The organism is Pontibacter qinzhouensis, from assembly GCF_008017455.1.
Lineage (GTDB): Bacteria > Bacteroidota > Bacteroidia > Cytophagales > Hymenobacteraceae > Pontibacter > Pontibacter qinzhouensis.
In genome coordinates, this window is record NZ_VRTY01000034.1 from 1 (window position 1) to 20,619 (window position 20,619).

A 20,619-nucleotide genomic window follows, 5' to 3' on the forward strand; every position below is an offset into this window, starting at 1 on the left:
TGGAGATAAAGCTTTTTGTGCCAGGCAGCACCTTGTTCTCGCAAGAGAACGCTCCCTCTTTTGAGGCTGCCGCTGATGCCGCTGTGGATGCCATGCGCCGTCAGCTTAAAAAGTTTAAAGAAAAACAACTGGCTCACTAATAGCCAAACTATCCTATAGCATAAAAGAGGCTGCTCCGTGTTGGGACAGCCTCTTTTATGCTATAGGCATTTAGTGCCTGTAGCTACCTAGCAAATAGTATAATTCCGGGAAGAAAGGAGGTGACCTATAGAACTCTCTCTACATGAATTATTCTAATGAAATTGGCTCTCCAAAGAATTTTAGCTGCATTTTAGCCAAGGGTCTTGAAATAGTTGAGCTTTAAAGTCTTAACTATCTTTATTCTAAGCTTGTCTTATACCCCCTATTCATCTACATTTTTATTTTCTCCATCGTCAAATCTCCAGATTAACCATTCAATAATTTAACCATTCAGCAAACGGCAATTAGCAACCAGCAATCAAATTATGCTAATGAAAAAGCCCTTCCAAAGCGAAAATCGTAGTTTTCTGCTTCGGAAGGGCCAAGGCTTCAGATCAAGTTGCCTTACAACCTGAAAGCTGCTTTAATTTTATCTACGTAATCGAGTTTCTCCCAGGTAAATAGCTCTACTTCTACTTCCTTCCTCTCGCCGTTAGCACCTTCGAACACCTTGGTCACTGTTTCGTTTTTGCGGCCCATGTGGCCATAAGCTGCTGTTTCAGAATAAATAGGATTTCTGAGCTTCAGGCGTGTTTCAATACCATATGGAGTCATGTCGAACACCTCGCCAACCAATTTCGCGATTTCGCCATCTGAGAGATCGACTTTGGCTGTTCCGTAGGTATTTACATAAATTCCCATCGGGTCTTTTACACCTATGGCGTAAGACACCTGCACCAGCACCTCATCGGCTACACCAGCTGCCACCATGTTTTTGGCGATATGGCGTGTGGCATAAGCAGCAGAACGGTCTACTTTAGACGGGTCTTTGCCGGAGAAGGCACCACCACCGTGAGCACCTTTACCACCATAGGTATCTACAATAATTTTACGGCCGGTTAAGCCTGTGTCGCCGTGCGGACCGCCAATCACAAATTTACCGGTCGGGTTTATGTGGTACGTGATCTGGTCAGTAAAGAGTGCCTGCAGCTCTTCTTTCAACTGGCTCTTCACTCTCGGAATCAAGACCTCTACTATATCGCGCTGAATGCGTTGCTGCATGGCTTCTTCGGTATCAAAATCGTCGTGCTGTGTAGACACAACAATAGAGTCGATACGGATGGGCCTGTGATCGTCGCTATACTCAATTGTTACCTGCGACTTGGCATCAGGACGAAGATAAGCGATCTGGGTAGCTTCACGACGAATGGCAGCCAGTTCTATAAGTATTTTATGCGCCAGGTCCAGCGCTAAAGGCATATAGTTATCTGTTTCGTTGGTAGCATACCCGAACATCATGCCCTGGTCACCTGCTCCCTGCTCCTGCTTGTTGATGCGATCCACGCCCTGGTTTATGTCGGCAGACTGCTCATGTATGGCCGACAGCACCCCGCAGGAGTTTGCCTCAAACATGTATTCAGATTTCGTATAGCCAATCTTCCTGATTACATCACGCGCAATACGCTGCACATCCAGGTAGGTTTTCGATTTTACCTCGCCCGCCAAAATTACCTGACCGGTGGTTACAAGGGTTTCACAAGCTACTTTGGAATCAGCGTCCCAAGCCAGAAAGTTATCAATCAGGGCATCCGATATCTGGTCAGCTACCTTATCAGGGTGTCCTTCTGAAACTGATTCAGAAGTGAATAAATATGGCATTAGCAAATAAGATTAAGTACTGTTTTACAACTATATCTTTCCAGATTTGAAAGATATACAAAGCTATAATAATTAATGCAGACTATAAACATTTTATAGTCATAGCTTTTCATAAATTCCTGCAAACACACCCAAATCCTTAAATTTGGCTGCTCCTGCCTGAGTTACAAGTTATTACAGAATGTCCCTTTGCCAACCTGAAAACCGAGCAAAGTGATGTGGCTGGTGGCTATAAACCTTTTTAGGCTATACACGTTTCACCAACGATTATTCTACCATCTATATGATATTACCATGAAACTAAAAATACTAATGTGCCTGCTTTTCTTATCGCAGGTGTACACGCTTCGGGCGCAAAACGACTCGCCTTACCGAACCAGCTGGAAGGTAGATGCTCCTATTACAGCAGCTGGCATGGGCCTTAGCTACTACGGCTTAACCCTGATGCAGGCCAAAGATGGTTTAACAGAACAGCAGATAGGTGCGCTTCAGAAAAGCGATGTAAACAGCTTCGACAGGTTTTCGGCTGGTTGGGATTCGGAGCGGGCAAACTCTATCAGCGACATTCCGTTTTACACGTCGTTTGCCATGCCTTTTGTATGGGTTCTGAACGACAATATCCGGAACAATGCGGGGCAGGTGTTTGCGCTCTACGTAGAAACGATGGCTGTAACTGGCACTCTCTTTACCATGACCAATGGCCTGAACCCACGTACCCGCCCCATGATCTACAGCCCCGATGTGGATATGGCAGAAAAGATGCGAGCTAATTCCAGAAATTCTTTTTATGCCGGGCACACAGCTGCTTCTGCCAGTGCCGCCTTTTTCTTTGCCAAGGTATTCCACGATTTCAACCCCGATTCGCCTGCCCGCCCATATGTGTGGGCTGCCGCTGCTGCCGTACCTGCCACAGTCGGGTACTTCAGGCTAAAAGCCGGCAAACACTTTTTGAGCGATAATCTTATTGGCTATACCATAGGTGCTGCAGCGGGTATACTGGTGCCACAGCTCCACAAGAAAACGAACAAGACAGGCTTGTCTATAGCGCCGGTCATGGGTAGCTTTATGGGCGCCCGCTACGACGGTGCCGCCCTTGGTTACAGGTTCTAACGGAGCAGCATGCAGCCTCACCTGGCCCGCTGCTACCCTCGACAGGTTTAGTAGCAAAAAGCTTTGGGAGGGCATTTTCATTAGAATAATTTGAGCGGGGACTATTGTGTATCGGCTTTTAAGCAAAAAAGAGGCTGCCCCATTGGAGCAGCCTCTTTTGTTGATATGATAGGTTATGAACTACTGTACTAGTCTTACTCTTACCTGCACAGGAATGATAGTTTCCCCGTTGTCAAGAGTTACTAGGAACATAAAGGCAAGCTCACCACCTGATTTGATTAGCTTGTTGGCATCCGTTTTAGCAGCTTCACCAGTTTTAGCAGCAAATTCAGTCAGGTTAGTAGTAAACGTAGCTGTTGTACCGTTGCCCGGAATAACAGCAGTGTTATAGGCAGCAGTTGAACCAGTACCACCTACTACAGCGCTGTTTACAGAACCAGCGTTGATAGCAGTTGCACCTCCAACCACTTTCGTGATCTCTCTGATTGTTCTTCCACTGTTTTCCGGGATAGACATCGTAAATGTGATATCGCCACCAGAAGCTATGGAATGTGTTATATACGGGTTAAAACCGTATGTTGTGGCACCCGGAAAAGTTACAGGTACTACAGGTCTGTTATCGCTATAGAAAGTACCATACTCCTTATCGCATGACGAAAGGGTAACAGCACCTAGAAGAAAGAAAATGATTAATATGTTTTTCATCTTTTAGACAAGTTATAAGTTATGATTAATTAACATCCCACCATACAGGAACATTCGAGTACACATTGTTAGGGAAGTTAGGGTTACGGGCTACTTCCTGATCAATGTATTGAGCACGAACTGGTCTGGTTCCATCTATACCCACAGCATTTTGGTGAGGTGCTAATGTAGGATAACCTGTTCTTCTCCAGTCATTCCACTGCTCTAAGCCGTTACCGAACATAGAAATATATTTCTGTGTGATAATCTGCTGAATTTGTTGCTCAGGCGTTCCGGCCAGTGTTACAACAGTTGGGTTAGCAGCGAAATAAGCATCTATAGCAGCAGGAGTTACACCGGCTGCAGTCATGGATGCACGGATACCTTCGGTGAACAACGCCTGGGCATCACCTGCTACGCCTAAGCGGATAACAGCTTCTGCCAATATAAAGGCACGCTGCCAGTTGGTTAACAGGCGCACAGGAGCAGAACCTGCAGCAGTTGACGGACCTGTTACATAGGTGTTGTACAACGATCTGTTTGCATAAACAGGGGCAGTACCTCCAAACCCGTTATCAATGGTTACAAAAGAACCGGTAGGCTTGGTTACGAACAAGTCTAAACGTGGATCATTCAGACCTTGCAACAAGCTTACGAAACGTGTGCTGATCATCTGGTCGGTTCTGAAAGAAGAAACGTTGGTATAAGTATGGATAGGGTTCTGGCTACCTACCACGCTACCGAATTTAACAGCCAGGTTCTCATCGTTAGCTACGATATAGTTGTTTGCCTGAACCACAGCGTTAATTACATCTCTTGCTACAGCTGGCTCTACTACACTTATCTGCATGGCAAATTTAAGCAGCAACGTATTCCCGGCTTTTTTCCAGTTAGCAAGTGTACCACCGTATACCAGGTCATCAGATCCGGGCCTTGTGGCACTGGCTTTGTCTAAATCGGCGATGCCTTCTCTTACTAAATCGAACAGGCTTTGAATTCCTTCCGCCTCGTTTCCTAAATAGATATCGCGCTGAGAGTCTAAGGCTGGCTGGGTGTTCTCCTCACCAAGCAAGGCTTCTGAGTAAGGCACATCACCCCAAACATCTGTCGCAATAGAAAAGGTATAAGCCTTCATTATTTTAGCAATACCAGTGTAAGCCGGTGAATTAACGCGTTCTGCGGCATCAATCAGCTGCTGGTAATTTACCAAGGCTCCTCCGTAAAGTTCGAAACGCCACTGGTTGCCAAAGTCGGCTCCGTTGGTGTTGTAACGGTCGTAGGCAACCGGGCTACCTGCTACACCTGCCGTAACACTCATAATAGCGCTGGTGAACCTGTTCAGCTCGTTTGCGTTCGCAAAGGCAGATCCCACTAAACCAGTAGGCAACAAAGTAGAGGGCGGTACTGCAAGTGGGTTGTTAGGTGTCTCGTTTATATCCAGGAAGTCATTGCAAGATACCAATGAGGCTGAAAGAGCGAGTGTTACCCCTAATACTATATGTTTCTTTATCAATGAAAATTTCATATAAGTCTTTTAATTAAAATGTTACACGAAGGTTAATACCGTAGTTTCTTGTTGTTGGTATACCATTCATATCCATACCCTGGATGTTGCCGGCACCTTGTGTGTTGATCTCCGGATCAGAAGGGAAACCGGGAGCATACAGTAATAAGTTCCTGCCACTAACACCAAGCGAAACGCCACCGAAAGGAGTTCTGGAAATCAGGCTTGCCGGTAAAGCATAGTTTAACGCAACTTCTCTTAATCTGTAGGCAGTAGCATCAAACACAGCTGCTTCAGAAGCAAGGCCACCTAAGTTAGTCCAGTAAGCTTGTGAAGAAACCTGGATGTTGTTCGGGCGGAAAGTTCCGTCGGCATTGGCAATAACGCCTGGCAAAATACGTGGTTGGTCACGATCAACACCTGTAACATCTGTCTGACCAGCCTGACGCATGTCTACCTGAGAGAAAGAATAGATCTGGCCACCTTTGTTGATATCAAATAAGGCAGACAGGCTAAGACCTTTGTAAGTAAAGGTGTTAGTAATACCCGCGATATAGTCTTTCTGTGGGTTAGAAATAACCTCACCAGCCACACCAGGCACAAATGCACCAGTTGCACCATTAACCAAAAGCTCTCCGGCATCGTTTCTGGCGTTAGCAGTACCAATAATCACACCGTAAGGGTAACCTACTGCAATAGATGGAGCAATACCAATAAAGGAGTCACCAGTAATATTGGAGTTGTCAACACCTTCTGAAATAGATATCACTTTGTTGCGGATGCGGGTAAAGTTTACCATAATATCCCATTCAAAGTCACTTGTTCTGATTGGCGTACCTGATAACTGTAGCTCAATACCTTTGTTTCTCATTTCACCAATATTAGTGGTTCTGGTGTCATAACCAGATGCGTTAGAGATAGCTACGTTAAATATCTGGTTTGTACTGGTTGAGTGGAAGTAAGTGAAGTCAACACCAATACGGTTGTTGAAGAAACCTAAGTTGAAACCACCTTCATATGAAGTCACAAATTCTGGTTTCAGGTTTGGTGACCCAATGCGGGAACCGATTTGGAAACCCGGGATGTTACCACCTACTGCAAGTGGGAAAGAAACACTTGCTAAGTTATTCCCATATGTGGCCCTTGAAAAAACTGATTGCAACTGGTATTCAGGAGCATCACGACCAACGCGTGCAGCATTGGCTCTAACTTTTGCGTAAGAAAGAATGTCTGACTCAAAATTAAATGCTTCTGTAGGCACAAAGCTCACGGCAGCAGAAGGGTAGAAATAGGCATTGTTACCAGCTGGCAAAGTAGAAGACTTATCTACACGTGCAGAAAGTTCTAAGAACAGGTAAGACTTATAGTCTAAAGACAACTGACCGTAGTGGCCTAACAGTCTTCTTCTGAAGTTGTTCTCATAAGAACCTGTAAATACAGTACCGCTGCTTACGTTATCAAATCCTCCCGGAACGGTTAAAGACTCGGCAATAACACCAGATTCTTTTCTAGATCGTTGGTTAATGTTTTGACCAAGTAATAAGCTGGCATTAAGACCTTCCGTAAAGATGTCGTTTTTACGGGCTGTAATCAGGAGGTCACCGTTTAATTCAGATCTTGTTCTCAAATCTTCGTCGATCTGACCTTGTGGTGCTCTGGCAGCGCCTATTCTTAGTACCTGACGTCTAGTGTCAGAATAAGTATCTGCAGTTACGCGGTAGGTCACGTTTAACCAGTCAGCTAAGTCGTAGCCTACAGAAAGGTTACCGAACACACGGTCAACGTTGCTTTCGAAGAACTCATTTTCTAAGCTCCAAAGCGGGTGGTTCTGAGTTGGAGCAAGAAAATAAATACTCCTTCCGGTTATATCATCGATATGATCCATGCCCATCAGGTTAAAGCTACGGGGCACACGCGTGATCTGACCGAAGGCACTACCACCGTTACCCATTGTTGCACCTTCCTGAGAAGTCTTTACATAAGTAATCGTACCGCCAACTTTAAGACCGTTGTTCAGTTTAGAGTTACCTCCTACCTGCACACTGTGTCTGTTGAAACCACTTTCACGCACTACACCTTCCTGCAAAGTACTGGAAAGCGCTGTAGAGAAGTTAGTATTTTCGTCACCACCAGCTATGTTGAGTGAGTTCATCAGGAACTTGCCTGTCTGGTAAAAGTCTTTGATGTTATCAGGGTACGCACGGTAAGGAACAGACTCGCCCCAAACAGTAGTTACATTATCGAAACCTGGTGTTCCAAAGCGTGGCCCCCAAGAGGCAGTAGAGTTGTTTACGTAGTTGTTCTGCGTTCCCTGGCCATACTCGTTCTGGAACTTTGGCAGGTAAGCTATGTTCTGGAAGTTAACAGAAGAGTTGAAAGTAACCTCTGTTTTGCCTTTCATGCCTCTGCCGCTTTTGGTTGTAATAACAATTACACCGGCAGATGCTCTTGAACCGTAAAGCACAGATGCAGCCGGTCCTTTCAGAATGTTGATAGACTCGATGCTCTCCGGGTTAATATCGGCAAGACGGTTAGATGGCTGAGAACCGAACAGGGTGTTCTGAGAGTTGTCTACATCGTTACTGAAGATGATACCATCTACTACGATAAGTGGTTGGTTGCTACCGTTAAAAGAAGTTATACCACGAATGTTGATGTTGGTAGAAGCACCCGGCGCACCTGATGCACCAGTAATGTTTACGCCAGCTACTTTGCCTTGCAGTGCGTTAAGCACGTTTGGCTCAGAACGCTGAGAAATTGCTTCACCCTGTACACTTTGTGTGGCGTAGCCAAGTGAACGAACGTCGCGCTCAATGCCTTGCGCTGTTACAACTACTTCGTTCAGCTGTTGTGCGTTTACAGCCAGTACTACATTAATGGTAGAAGAAGTGCCAACTGCACGCTCCACTGCCTGATAACCAATTGCACGGAAAACCAAAGTAGTATTCTCAGAAGGAACACTAACAGAAAAATTTCCGTCGATGTCAGTGGCCGTACCGGTAGTGGTGCCCTTAACCTGAATGGAAACACCGGGGAGGCCTTGCCCCGTGGCCTGATCAGTTACATTACCTGTAACCGTCCGCCCTTGTGCAAACGCTTGAACGACAAGCGCAAACACAAAAATGAAATTGAGTAGTATACTCTTCTTCATACTTGAGTTGTTTAGATTGTAAAATGTTTAAGATAGGATAGTTTATTTTTCAAATATATAAAGCATTAACCAATTTAAAAACTTATTAATAATTTTTTTGTCACGGACTGAAAATTCAAAAATTTTCAATAACAAATGTTAATTTTTAAGCAATCCGCAAATAACAAACGTTAGTTATTTAAAATTTTACTCAAGTTTTCTATAATTTTAAACTGAACTAAAAAGGCCACATGTACAGCATTTCTACTAAAACACAAACTACTTCTGCCACTGAAACATAAGACATTGATTATCAGAACTAACCCTTGCAACTAAAAATAAAAAAAATCTGATACAATTGGAAGCAGCAGTGTAGCAATAATCAAAATTTAACAACTGTTAGCTATACACTTCAAGTATATATAATAAATTCTATATCGAATACTATTATAGATGAAACAGACTTTGTATAAAGCCTTATCCAAAATTGGATTAAAAGGCCAAGCTACTGGAACTCTGATTTCCTATAGAGCGGTACTTCGGCCTAACACAATCTTAGCTTATAAGTTTACATTTGTCTTTTTCCTCAACAATTTGGTTCCACCAGCAAGGGCCAATTGGTAATATAGATCTGAGCCTGCATTTCGAGAAGCTTTGCCCCAAGCTATACGCACTACAGTTCTAAAGTGGAAGTTGTTTTAGCATGTAACATTTTCAGATCAGCTATATTTAACCGGACTCCTGCCGCAAGTTTTGAACTCGCAGCAGAGATGTAGTTATTTTTCAGCAAAACACATATGTAATCTCCTTCATATGTTATACACTCAAATTATTTGAATGAAAACAGCCTTCAAAAGAGTTCTCATCAGAATTTTGCCAAGGGTTGTGGATCATCCATAAGTATGCAGGCAATTAACAAAGGCCAGGTAAAAGCTAATTCAGAACTGGATTTACAGCAGCTCCTCCACAGCGACATTCTAATAACAAGAGGCTTTAATTAATATCAGTTTTATACCAAGGCTTCAGAACTGCAAAGGTATTCCGCATACCCGTTGTTACACATAACCAGCTTGTGCTGAATCTGCGGCATTTGACTCTTACCTGCCAGAGAGTGGCGGGGCAGGTTACAAGCCTGCATGGGGCTTTCTAGCCTGTACACAAGCTACCTTTACAGAGTTCCTCCTGAATAATAACAAGTTGCCCTCCTCCTGCGAAAGGCTACTAACAACGATTGATTATTTTTATCAGGTACCGGGCATACAACTTTTTGCAGTATCGGCATTATTCTGTAAGCCGGCAGCTAGTCCAGACAGAACCCCATTTGTACGGCCTTGCAGGCAGTGCTGAAGTTCAAGTCAGGTAATTAGAGAACGGAAAAGTATATGGTACATTTGAATTTTTAAATTAGTGGAGCACTAACACTGCTGACACACTGCCTTTCCAGCAAAAAAAAAGCCCCCGATTAACGGAGGCTTTTTTGTACTTGTTACCTGAACCTGTTACTGCACATCCCAGAACAAACGGGTAGTACGGTCATCTCCTCCGATGGCCGCAGCAGCAGCATCGCGATTTGCGCCGTTAAGTGTACCTTCATTTATAGGATATATTAACCTGGTCGGAATATTCAAAGCACCGGCACCCTCTACAGCAGGAGGTAGCAAGGTGGGTGCATCTAACCTTCTCCACTCAACCCAGGCATCGTATCCGCGGTTATAGAGAGCAATCCACTTTTGTGTACCGATCTTCATTTTCCAGTCGCCGGGAGCCGATGCATAAGTAACACTTGGCTGGGCCAGGTAGGTTGTTGCTTCGGCAGCGGTACCGCCCCAATACTCTATAGAAGCAGTAATGGCTCTGTTATAATGATCTGCCGCACTACCACCAGGCACGGTAAAGCCTCTTTCTACTGCCTCAGCCAACAGGAACTCCACTTCTGAATAATCCAGCAGCAGGGCTTCAAAATCGAGGGCTGCTACTTTAGCACTCACTGTAGAGTAAGACGTGTAGGTGTTAGGGAAGCCATACTCGCCGCCAATAAACTGCCCGTTCACCTGCGAGAAATAAAACTGTCTTCTTGGGTCGTTCCGTTCATTCATGGCATTAACGAGTGTGTTCGCAGCCACAAAGTCTTCTCTGGTCGTAAGCGGACCTTTCACATTAGACGATATGGGGTTGTTGTTTGGCGTTGTCGACAAATAAGGGAAACGGGCGTTATCGGCATTGCTGGTAAATACATTAAGCGCAGCAGACTCTACCAGCGTCTTAGCCTGGGCAGGGTCAACATCAGCCAACACCATGCCTAACTTCAACTTCAGCGAGTTACCGAACTTCAGCCACTTGCTCATTTGCCCGGCCCCTGCATACAGTACATCACCGTTGCCGAAGCCTGCAGCTTCTGTGTCTATCATACCCAGGGCCATGTTCAGGCGAACCATCAGGTCGTTGTAAATGGTCTGGGCATCGTCGTAGGCTGGTAACGAGTTACTGGGATCAAGTGCCTGCGAGTAAGGCACATCGCCAAAGGAGTTCACCAGCACCGACCACGCATATACCTCAGCTATTTCAATTTGAGCCAGCTGGTTATCTTTCACTTCCTGCGGATAGGTAGGAATAACCTCCGTTTCCTGCACCAGCCTTTTCGACTCCTTCAGATCTGCCAGCACATCGCGGTAAAGCGCCTGCCAGTAGTTCTGCGGTATCAGCCGCGATGTCATGTTATAACGCGGCTCATCCAGGTACTGGGTTGAGGTCCAGTGCTGCACATAAAACCGGATGTTATTGGTATTTACGTTGGGAGTGGTCAGTACATCTGCCATGTTTTTAAGTGCTCCTGTAAACAGTGTGGCCGGTGGAGCCGTTGTTGCCTGCTTCTGGTCAATATTATAATCATCCAGATCATCAACGCATGATACCATCAGTACCAGCGACAATAAGCTTATAAGGATTTTCTTCATCTTCTGTACTAATTAAAAGTTTAATCTAACATTGAATCCATATGTTTTTATAGCCGGATATGCTCCACTCTGGTATCCTCTCACGTTACCTGAGCTTAGGCCTTCTTCCGGGTCAGAATATTTCATGTTTTTATGGATGATCCAGAGGTTACGGCCAATCAGTTGCAGATCAATACCTTTTACAAACCCGATTCTGCTAACCACACTCTGTGGCAAAGCATAAGACAGCGCCACCTCTCGTAGTTTAACAAAGCTGCCATCGTACACATACATGGCTCTGGGTGCGCCTTCGTAGTTATTGGCAGCATAGCCAAACGGTGTTAAACCGTCGCCATCCTGGTTCTCTGCATAAATGTCGTTCGGAGTACCGTCTTCTTTAACACCTGGCAACAAAATACCACCGCCATCTTCAACAGGCCGGCGCGAAGGATTGCCTCTGTCGTTCAGGCCAGCGCTTTCAGGGTAAAGGCCTGTTGCCTCACCATACCACTGGTCCAGCGAAAACACATCGCCACCCTTACGCACATCAATCAGGAAGGCAAGCGTTACCCCTTTAAAAGTAAGGGAGTTGTTAAATCCACCCATCCAGTCTGGGTTAGGATCGCCGATAAAAAGATCAGCCCGATCAGATAGCATATAATACCCGTCGGAGTTAACTACTTTCTGGCCATTTAAGTATACAAAGTCGTTTCCGCGGAGCACACCATAAGGCTGGCCTACAGCTGCGTTACTCGACACACCACCCTGGAACGTTGCCAGCGGAATGTTCTGCACATCCTCATACAGGCTAAGTACTTTGTTTCTGTTGCGCGCAAAGTTCAGATTCATGGTCCAGGTCAGGTTTTCGGTATTTATTGGCGACACAAAAGCAGATATCTCAAAACCTCTGTTTTCTACGTTACCGGCATTTACGTAACGCTGGGTGTAACCACTGGCTGCTGAAGTACTTACCGGCAAAATCTGGTCTACTGTGTTTTCTTTGTAAACCGTCAGGTCGAATCCAAACAAGCTGTTAAAGAACTCGGCTTCAAGGCCAGCTTCAAAGCTTTTCTTTCTTTCAGGTAACAAAGCCGCGTTGTTGCGGATGTTTGGTAGCGAAAAAATAGGAATTGAGCCAAAGCCTGGTTGTGCTGAATAAATGTCGTACAAGCTCAAAGGAGGTGCATCGTTACCTACCTCGGCGTAGTTTGCCCTGATTTTACCAAGCGATAGCCAGGGAGTTTCGACTACATTAGAGAACACAAAGTTAGCAGCCGCAGCCGGGTAGAAATAAGAGTTATTGTCAAGCGGTAGTGTTGTAGATTTATCCTGGCGTGCTGCCAGTTCCACAAACACCATTTCTTTAAAACCGAAGTTGGCACTTGCAAATATACCATCAACTCCTCTTTTCTCCAGTTCCTCGAACGGCGGGTTAATCGGGTTAACAGTGTTCGATAGAGCGTAGAAACCCGGTACCACCAGGCCACCGTTTGTACTGGCCCTGATCGAACTCATACGGTCGCGGCGCAGGTTTGCGCCAATCAGGCCTGTAAAGCTGATGTCGTCAGAAATATTTTTGTCGAAGTTCAGGAACAGGTCAAAATTAGACTCATTAAAGCTCCTGTTAAAGCGCGTATACTGGCTTAAGTCTGCAGAACCGATGGCCACGCGTTCTTCCTGCATGTCGGTGGTTGTGTTAAAGGTAGCTCTACCCATTAAACTAAACCAGTCGGTAAACTTATAGGTAGCCATGGCATAGCCATAGAAGTTATCGCGGCTGTCGTTAGAGTAGTTTTCGTAGCGGGTCCAGTACAGGTTATCGGAGTAGATAGGGCCGGTATTGGAGCTATTCCAGTTCCAGGTTTCATTTCTGCGGTTTCTGAAATAAGCATCCCGTTGTTTTACGAGATCTACGTTGGTTTGCCACCACTGCCTGAACTGCTGGTTGGGGTTACGGCCGTTGTAGCCTGTGCCGTACCGGCCCATACCCACTACACGAGAATAGTTACCAGATGCACTTACAGTCAGTTTACTCGAAGCCTCATAAGTTCCTGTAAAGTTAATCAGGTCCTTATCGATGGTGCTGTTAGGCAGGTTTCCTTTAATGTCGTTGCGGGTATAACCCAGGTTAAAGGTAGTTTTGTCGCCGCCGCCGCTCAGTACAATGCTCTGGTTCGAATTAACCCCTGTCTCATAATAAGTGCTGGGGTCATTTTCGGCAGCCACCCAGGGAGTCATTCTGCCAAAGTTTGGAGAAGATGGGTCAATGGCATCCCACTGGTACACCATCAGGCCCGGGTCAAAGGCTGGCCCGTAAGAGGCATCGTCCTGAAAACGCACCACTGGCCCAAGGCCACTTCCTAAATCGCGGGAGGCCCGGAAGGCATCGAAATAGCCCGCACCATACTCTTTCTGGTAGCGCGCAAAAGTGCTTTTATCGATCCGGCTCCAGGTAACGCCACTGTTCACGTTAATGTTGAGGCTGTTTTTAGCACCTTTCTTAGTCGTAATCATAATAACACCGTTAGCGGCCCGAGAGCCATACAGGGCAGTAGCAGCAGAACCTTTGAGCACGTTAATCGACTCAATGTTATCGGGGTTTATGTCGGCTGCGGCGTTACCGAAGTCGGTACCTACCCCACCCGACTGCTGGTTACCAAACTGAGGGTTTGACTGCGCTACTCTGGCATTGGTGTTGTTGTTGGCATTACTTACCGGCACACCATCTATTACAAATAGCGCCTGGTTGTTACCGGTAATAGAAGAGTAACCACGAATAACCACGTTAGTAGAACCGCCCATAGTATTGTTAGAACGAATATCGAGACCGGCCACTTTACCAGAAAGTGTACTTACAAAGTCGGAGCTCCTGACACGGGTAACCTGGTCGCCGCTTACTTGTTGCGCTGAGTAAGCCAGCTCATTTCGGTTTCGCTCAATACCCAGGGCAGTCACCACAACTTCTCCCAATGTAGTGGCATCAACACCTAACGAGACATCGATGGAAGTGGCAACCCCCAGGTTTCGCTCCACAGTTGTATAGCCGATAGCCCTGAAAACAAGCGTTGTGGCCTCGGCGGGCACTGTTAACGAATAAGTGCCATTAAGATCTGTAGCAGTACCTGTAGTGGTACCTTTTACCAAAACCGTAACTCCTGGTAAGCCCACATTAGTAGCTTTGTCAGTAACTGTACCGGTTACTGTTCTACTCTGGGCCATTGCCTCCTGCAGCAGCACAGCCACAAACAAAAGACATAAGCATAAAATTCTTTTCATTGAACGATTGTTTAGGTGAGGAATTAGAATGGAATTATAGCTATTCTACAAAAGAATAGCCTTACTGAATAAAAAAAACTAACTAGAGAGTGTTAAAATACAAATATTCAAATAATATTATATTTAACTAAGTTAAGATTGCAGCGTAGCGTATTAGTTTCTGAACGGTGCAGACGCAGCAGCAAAACTGCTGTACTTAAAATGGTTATTCCTTTCTATATAATCAAGCATTTCAGTAAAAAGTGCATGTTTCTGTTACCTTAGTCAAGGCTGCCCTTTTTAAGTGTGTTAGTTGTTTCATGCAGTTCTGCCAGCTGTTTTTCTCAGCATAACAAAAGATCTACATATGCAGAAATTAACTGTTTTACAACAATTCAAAGGTCAAGAGGTGGCACTAATCATAAAGCTACAAATCATTGTTTCCAGTAATTTGCCTCCGTCTTAAGCAGCCAGCAAATTATATAGGGTTAGCTCTTGCAGCATCAAGTAGGAAGTAACTGGGATCGGCAGAAAAACTGAAGTTCCAAATCAGGTACCTGTAGGAGAAGTAGAGTCTGTTTCATAGCTTATCTGATTATAACTATTGCTATACGGATTAGAGCGATCATCAAATATATACATCAAGATCCAGATTAAAAAACTATTAAATATTTTTTTAATCTAGCTTTAATATTGAAAAACAGCAAATAACAGTGTTTATTCTTTAACTATTTCACAAACGTACGCAGCCACAAACCACTGGTTAAATAAAACGTAAAATGTAAAATTACTTATAAAAAACATGCACCAGGCCTAACCTTATAAGTAATTTTACTTATAAGTATAATAGCAGGCATATACAGGTAATGTACAAAAACAAAGGTAATCAGGTAAACCAAACAAATAGTTAAGCCTAACTGAAGGCATTACTATTGTATCAGGACGACTTCTATAGCAGTAATGAAGTGTCGGGTAAGTGTCTTTTTAATTCAAATAAGAGTTAAAACACCAAATTAGCGGCAAGGATATTTGCTTTACGAGAAAAGTAATGGCAGGTTTCTTTCTGTAGAATTAATGGTAGGTAAATACTTCTTCTTACTACTGCTGTTTTTGTAACCGATAACCTTTAAGTGGCCTTATTATTATAAATTCAGCAATTAGAAGAAGAAGTATTTTTACTTAAAAAGGAAGATGACTTTCATTGGTTTTGCACTACATACTGAAACAGGTAAAAGTGTTTAATAAAATATAGCAATATACAACTACTGTTATGGCTTTAAATGTTGTTCAAACAACTTATAAATCCGCTTGTACTCATCTGTCCAACTGGCTGGTTCTGTAAAACCGTGGTCCTCTACAGGGTAAACAGCCAGTTCCCAATTATCTTTACCTAATTCAATCAGCCGCTGCGATAGGCGCACAATGTCCTGGAAGTGCACATTGGTATCGACCATGCCATGGCACATGAGCAAAGCTCCTCTTAAACCGTCGGCATAATAAATAGGTGAGCTTTTGGCATAGGCCAGGCTATCGGTTTGTGGTGTGTTCAGAATATTGGAGGTATAGCCGTGGTTGTAGTGAGCCCAGTCTGTAACAGAGCGCAGGGCTGCTCCGGCGGCAAAAACATCTGGTTCTGTGAACATGGCCATCAGGGTAATAAAACCGCCGTAAGAGCCGCCGTAAATACCAATCCGCTTCGGATCTACCTGATACTTTTCTGCCAGGTGCCTGGCTCCATCTACGTGGTCCGAAAGGTCTTTGCCGCCCATAAACTGGTAAATACCTGTGCGTACATCGCGCCCATAGCCGGCACTGCCTCTGTAATCGATATCGAGCACGGTGTAGCCCTGGTCTACCAGAAAATTATGGAACATGTACTCTCTGAAGTAAGAACTCCACCACTTGTGCGCGTTTTGCAAATAACCGGCACCATGCACAAAAATGACAGCAGGCCCGTTGACTTGCACTGTGGTTGGCTTATAAACACGGGCATGCACATCGGCTCCATCGCGTGCTTTAAAAGTAATTACTTCCGGGTCGCGCCAGTTGTAGGCCTTAAACTCATCAGTTAGCGAGTTCGTCACCTGTCGCATTCTCGCTCCTTTTTTGTTATCCATCAGGTAGAGTTCCCAGGGTTTGTTGGTGTAAGAATACCGCACAGCCAATGTCTTTTCGTCGGGCGAGAGCACAACTTCGTGCGCACCTGCCTGTGTGGTGAGCTGCACCATTTCTCCACCCTGCAGGGACATGCGGTAGAAATGCTGCTCCCCCGGGTGTACTTTATTGGAAGTAAAATACCAGTTCTTTTTATCAGCCGAAAGAGCCACATTATACACTTCGAACTTGCCGCTGGTTAGGGCTCTTTTCTCCCCGGTTTTAGCATGGCATTTGTAAAGGTGGGCATAACCACTCTCTTCCGACACAAACCAGATATGCTCATTGTCGGGTAACCAGCCTATATCGCCTGCCCCATACCCAATGCCGGGCCCACCAATCCAGGCATCGTCGTGTTGCCGGTCCAGCAGGCTCATTTTTCCGGAAGCAGGGTCCAGGGCTAAAATCCAGCGGTCTTTGTTATCGGCAGATCTTGCTACTACTACGGCACTTTTGCCATTATCAGACCAGAAGGGGCCATAGATAGCGGTTGCCCGAAGATTCTTTTTATCAGACTTTTCTGCTCCTGCCTTTGTAGCAGTGGCCTTGCTTTTCTGATCTTTCAGGTAGGCAGGTTGCTCTTCTATGCCGGCAATGTTGTTCATCAGCACAGCAAAGGTGGTGTCGCGGCGGGTGTCGTACACAAAAAATTCCGTATCCGTTTGCGCATCGCCTACTTTTGTCCTCACGTTCAGCTCTTCGGTATAGCCCGAGGCTGTAACAAAGGCCGGCACCATGGTCCCTTTGGCATCGGCTGGGCGCTTTATTAGCCGAAACGTAACAAACTGCTCATCGGGACTCAGCACCACGTTGTCAACCAGCTTTTCTTCTATGTAAATTTCTTTGGGCCGGGTAAGATTATCGGCCTTTTGCTGTTTCTCGGCTGCTTTCTTATCAGCGTCTCGTTCCTTTATAATATCAAATAGCTCTAGTTGCTGTTCGCGCAGCCATTTTTTCTGAGGGTCTTTGCTTTCTGCGTCTGCTGGTTTCTTTCCTTTCCTGAAATCGGTGCGCTGCATGAGCTGACCGCCGTTCAGGCTCCAGGTATACAGGTTGTTATCTTTCAGGAAAGCTACTTTTTGTTCATCGAAGGTAAAAGAGGGGTTAATCTCGCGCTCAACCGTGTTGGTTACCTGCTGTACCTTGCCGGACTTTATGTCGAGCAGAAAAATATCGCCGTTCTTCTCGTACACCCTCTTTGTCCGGGCCCTGTTGTAACTTCCGGTACCGGTTGGCAGGTTGCGCCTTTCCTGCGGACTCACCTTGCGTATGTTTTTACCATCGGCCAATACGCTGTAGAGGGAGTCTTTGCGGTTAGCGTCGGGGTTCCAGTTAAAGTAGACTTTGCGGCCATCTTCAGACCAGGCAATATTACTCGGAGAAGTACCCATCCAGGTGGGGTTTCGCATAATCTTCTCCACACTCAGGGGTGTTTGTGCCTCTTGTGCCTGGGCTGTGCCGACGCTAAGTGTTAGTAGCAACAATAGAAAGGCAGGCGAAATTTTGTTTAAGAACATAAGGTAGTACTTGAACTGATGTAGGTAGAATTTAAAGAGTTAACAAGGTTACAGCTTCTGCTGCGGTAACAAAAGTATAAAAGTAAGCAGTAAGTCAAAACCCGGTTTACTCTGAGGCTGTACAAGGCATCTGAAAGAATTTTTGCTGCACTCGAAAGCATAGTTTATAAATAGCTGCTGAATTATTCTAATCAAAACAGCCTTCAGAAGGATTTTCATCAAAATCCTGCCAAGGGTCTATTTCGTATTTTCCTGTGTGTGTCAATAGTCAGCACAACAACTTACTGCATCTTATTTCACCTTTCATACAATTTTTTTAAAAGTCGTGTGTCGTGCTCCGCATGTCGTTTTTTTCAAGGGGCTGTAATTTATGATGCCGTTAAGTTAAGACGTAACCTTATGGTGTTCTCTTACTTAAATGCCATTGGCGGGTGCTGCTCATCGTACGGGGTCAGGTCCTGGAAAAATTTTGCGAATGCCAGCACCTGCGCCTCACCAAACAGCTGCCCCATAAAGGTAATAGTAGTTGGCATGCCGTTTTGCTGCAGGCCTGTAGGCACCACTACGCAGGGGTGCCCGGTTAAATTCGTAATAGTCAGGTTGGAGCTGAAAGAGGGGCTGATGTACACATCTATACCTTTGAGCCGCTCGTGCATTTGCTGAATAAGCAGGGTTCGAACGCGCTGCGCCTGCAGGTACTCCACTGCCGGAATAAACCGGGCTGCCCTGAAGGTATTGGGCCAGGCATTTTTGTGCTGCTGCACCAGCAGGCTGTCGCGCCCGCTTCTTGTCAGTTCATCAAAAGCAGCAGCACCTTCCACCGAAATCGTCAGCACCAGGTCGCGCACCGGGAAATCGGGCAGCTCGAGCGGCACCAGTTCTATGCCAGCGTTGCGCAGGGCCAGCAGCGCCAGACTATCGTTCGCCTTGAAACCGTAATTTCGCTCAAAGTCTTTTTTCAGGTAGCCTACCCGCAGCTTTTTCGGGTCGAGGCTGGTGTTATAGTTAAACGGCGCCTCCCGCACCGACAAGTCATTCACATCTGGTCCGTAAATGGCATTGAACACAATAGCACAATCTTCTGCCGACCGCGCAATCGGACCTATTTTATCCATAGACCAGCTCAGGGCCATGGCACCATAGCGGCTCACGCGCCCGTAGGTGGGGCGCAGGCCTGTGGTGCCACACGCTGTAGAAGGCGACACAATTGAGCCTAAGGTTTCCGTACCGATGGCATAAGGCAGCAGGCCGGCTGCTACCGCAGAGGCAGAACCTGCCGAGGAACCGCTGGAGCCCTGGCTTACATCCCAGGGGGAGCGGGTTTTGCCGCCGTACCACACATCGCCCATCGCTAATGCACCAAGCGTGGTTTTGGCTACCAGCACCCCGCCTGCCTGCTCCAGGCGCTGCACTACCGTGGCATCCAGGTCCAGGTGCTGCTCTTTGTAAGGCATAGCGCCCCAGGTGGTTTTATAGTCTTTGGTGGCGAGCAGGTCTTTTACGCCAAACGGAATGCCGTGCAGCATGCCTTTATATCTGCCGGCTTTAATTTCCTGGTCAGCTAAACGCGCCTGCCGCAGTGCCCGCTCTTCGGTAAGCGAGGTAATACACTCCAACTTAGGCCCGTAGATTTTGAGGCGCTGCAGAAAAAACAGGGTCAGTTCTTCTGATGAAATCTGTTTTGTGCGGATCAACTCTGCCAGCTGCGGCACGCTGTAAAAGGCCAGCTCGTTTTTGTTGGCAGGCAGCTTAACACCTTTTGGCGCTTTTACCTTAAATTTTTCTTTTTTCTGATGGATAGTGAACCCGACAGGCAAAGGATTAAACTGTAAGGCAGGAGCTACATTGTTAGTCAGAGGTTGTTTTCGTATGCGTTCATATCCTGCCCTAAACTCCTGCAAGTCTGAAATGGCAGAATCGAGTTTTGCATCTGAAAAATGTAAACCAATAAGTTGCTGTGCCTGGCGCAGCGTACCCACTGTTATTTTGTTATCGTCTGCAACCTTCATAGCGAAAGCACCTGATACAAAGCATCCTGCACCAATCAGGAAATGACTTATATTTTTATTCATACAGTGAGCCATAGCAATTTTTAAATGTTAGACGCTAGACCTTTTATTAGTTAAAAGTTATTCCCTCAGCCACTCCTCCCAAATTCAAATCATCTTCACATATCTTCAAATTTTCACATCTCCAGATTAACCATTTAACCATTAAGCAATCAGCAACTAACAATCAACAACTAATTAAATTATTCTAATAGAAATGGCCTTCCGAGGGTTATTTTGCTTTTTAACATCAAGGGTTGGCAAATCTTATAACTAATACAGCTTGTTTTTAACAATTCAGCTACCTGGAGGAGACAAGTTCAATGCTCTGGTTTTGTTGCCAGTCTGAAGGAAATCCAACTTCCAATATCTGAAAAAACTTCTTCCTAAGCAAAAGCGCTAGCCGCCGTACTACCGATTAAAGCTTGTTTCTTTGTAAACACAT

The 20,619-nt window shown here is 45.5% G+C and carries 10 protein-coding genes; 2 read left to right on the plus strand and 8 right to left on the minus strand.

The features are described 5' to 3' along the window. Positions 1 to 5: 5 nt before the first annotated feature. On the plus strand, positions 6 to 140 hold the full coding sequence (locus FVR03_RS10540; protein ID WP_439651043.1) for an HPF/RaiA family ribosome-associated protein: 135 nt from the start codon (positions 6 to 8) through the stop codon (positions 138 to 140). 445 nt (positions 141 to 585) lie between these two features. On the opposite strand, the gene metK is transcribed toward FVR03_RS10540, so the two are convergent. Beyond that, the gene (gene metK / locus FVR03_RS10545; protein ID WP_147921714.1) at positions 586 to 1,839 is read right to left on the minus strand and encodes a methionine adenosyltransferase; all 1,254 of its coding nucleotides are present in this window, start codon (positions 1,837 to 1,839) and stop codon (positions 586 to 588) included. Positions 1,840 to 2,133: 294 nt separating this feature from the next. Here metK and FVR03_RS10550 point away from each other — a divergent pair, with 294 nt between their 5' ends. Further along, positions 2,134 to 2,949, plus strand: coding sequence for a phosphatase PAP2 family protein (locus tag FVR03_RS10550; RefSeq protein WP_147921715.1), 816 nt, complete (start codon positions 2,134 to 2,136; stop codon positions 2,947 to 2,949). 180 nt (positions 2,950 to 3,129) lie between these two features. On the opposite strand, the gene FVR03_RS10555 is transcribed toward FVR03_RS10550, so the two are convergent. The 7 genes from FVR03_RS10555 to FVR03_RS10585 form a co-directional block, all read right to left on the minus strand. Beyond that, entirely contained in the window at positions 3,130 to 3,654 is a 525-nt protein-coding gene (locus tag FVR03_RS10555) for a hypothetical protein (RefSeq protein ID WP_147921716.1), read from the minus strand. A gap of 25 nt (positions 3,655 to 3,679) precedes the next feature. Then, positions 3,680 to 5,158, minus strand: coding sequence for a SusD/RagB family nutrient-binding outer membrane lipoprotein (locus FVR03_RS10560; RefSeq protein WP_147921717.1), 1,479 nt, complete (start codon positions 5,156 to 5,158; stop codon positions 3,680 to 3,682). Positions 5,159 to 5,171: 13 nt separating this feature from the next. Further along, a complete protein-coding gene (locus tag FVR03_RS10565; protein WP_147921718.1) occupies positions 5,172 to 8,288 on the minus strand; it encodes a SusC/RagA family TonB-linked outer membrane protein in 3,117 nt (1,038 codons plus the stop codon). Between the two features lie 1,478 nt (positions 8,289 to 9,766). Further along, positions 9,767 to 11,221: a SusD/RagB family nutrient-binding outer membrane lipoprotein gene (locus tag FVR03_RS10570; RefSeq protein ID WP_147921719.1), complete on the minus strand. Its 1,455-nt coding sequence runs from the start codon at positions 11,219 to 11,221 to the stop codon at positions 9,767 to 9,769. Positions 11,222 to 11,233: 12 nt separating this feature from the next. Next, positions 11,234 to 14,476 carry a SusC/RagA family TonB-linked outer membrane protein gene (locus FVR03_RS10575; RefSeq protein ID WP_147921720.1) on the minus strand — a complete coding sequence of 1,081 codons (3,243 nt, stop codon included), beginning with the start codon at positions 14,474 to 14,476 and terminating at the stop codon, positions 11,234 to 11,236. 1,247 nt (positions 14,477 to 15,723) lie between these two features. Continuing rightward, positions 15,724 to 18,126, minus strand: a complete 2,403-nt coding sequence (locus FVR03_RS10580) for a prolyl oligopeptidase family serine peptidase (protein WP_147921721.1) — start codon at positions 18,124 to 18,126, stop codon at positions 15,724 to 15,726. 410 nt (positions 18,127 to 18,536) lie between these two features. Next, a complete protein-coding gene (locus tag FVR03_RS10585; RefSeq protein WP_147921722.1) occupies positions 18,537 to 20,198 on the minus strand; it encodes an amidase in 1,662 nt (553 codons plus the stop codon). Positions 20,199 to 20,619: the final 421 nt, after the last annotated feature.

Coding starts and splice junctions, on each gene's coding strand:
- FVR03_RS10555 (WP_147921716.1), bottom strand. CDS start 3,654: ATGAAAAACATATTAATCATTTTCTTTCTTCTAGGTGCTGTTACCCTT.
- FVR03_RS10580 (WP_147921721.1), bottom strand. CDS start 18,126: ATGTTCTTAAACAAAATTTCGCCTGCCTTTCTATTGTTGCTACTAACA.
- FVR03_RS10560 (WP_147921717.1), bottom strand. CDS start 5,158: ATGAAATTTTCATTGATAAAGAAACATATAGTATTAGGGGTAACACTC.
- FVR03_RS10565 (WP_147921718.1), bottom strand. CDS start 8,288: ATGAAGAAGAGTATACTACTCAATTTCATTTTTGTGTTTGCGCTTGTC.
- metK (WP_147921714.1), bottom strand. CDS start 1,839: ATGCCATATTTATTCACTTCTGAATCAGTTTCAGAAGGACACCCTGAT.
- FVR03_RS10550 (WP_147921715.1), top strand. CDS start 2,134: ATGAAACTAAAAATACTAATGTGCCTGCTTTTCTTATCGCAGGTGTAC.
- FVR03_RS10575 (WP_147921720.1), bottom strand. CDS start 14,476: ATGAAAAGAATTTTATGCTTATGTCTTTTGTTTGTGGCTGTGCTGCTG.
- FVR03_RS10585 (WP_147921722.1), bottom strand. CDS start 20,198: ATGAATAAAAATATAAGTCATTTCCTGATTGGTGCAGGATGCTTTGTA.
- FVR03_RS10570 (WP_147921719.1), bottom strand. CDS start 11,221: ATGAAGAAAATCCTTATAAGCTTATTGTCGCTGGTACTGATGGTATCA.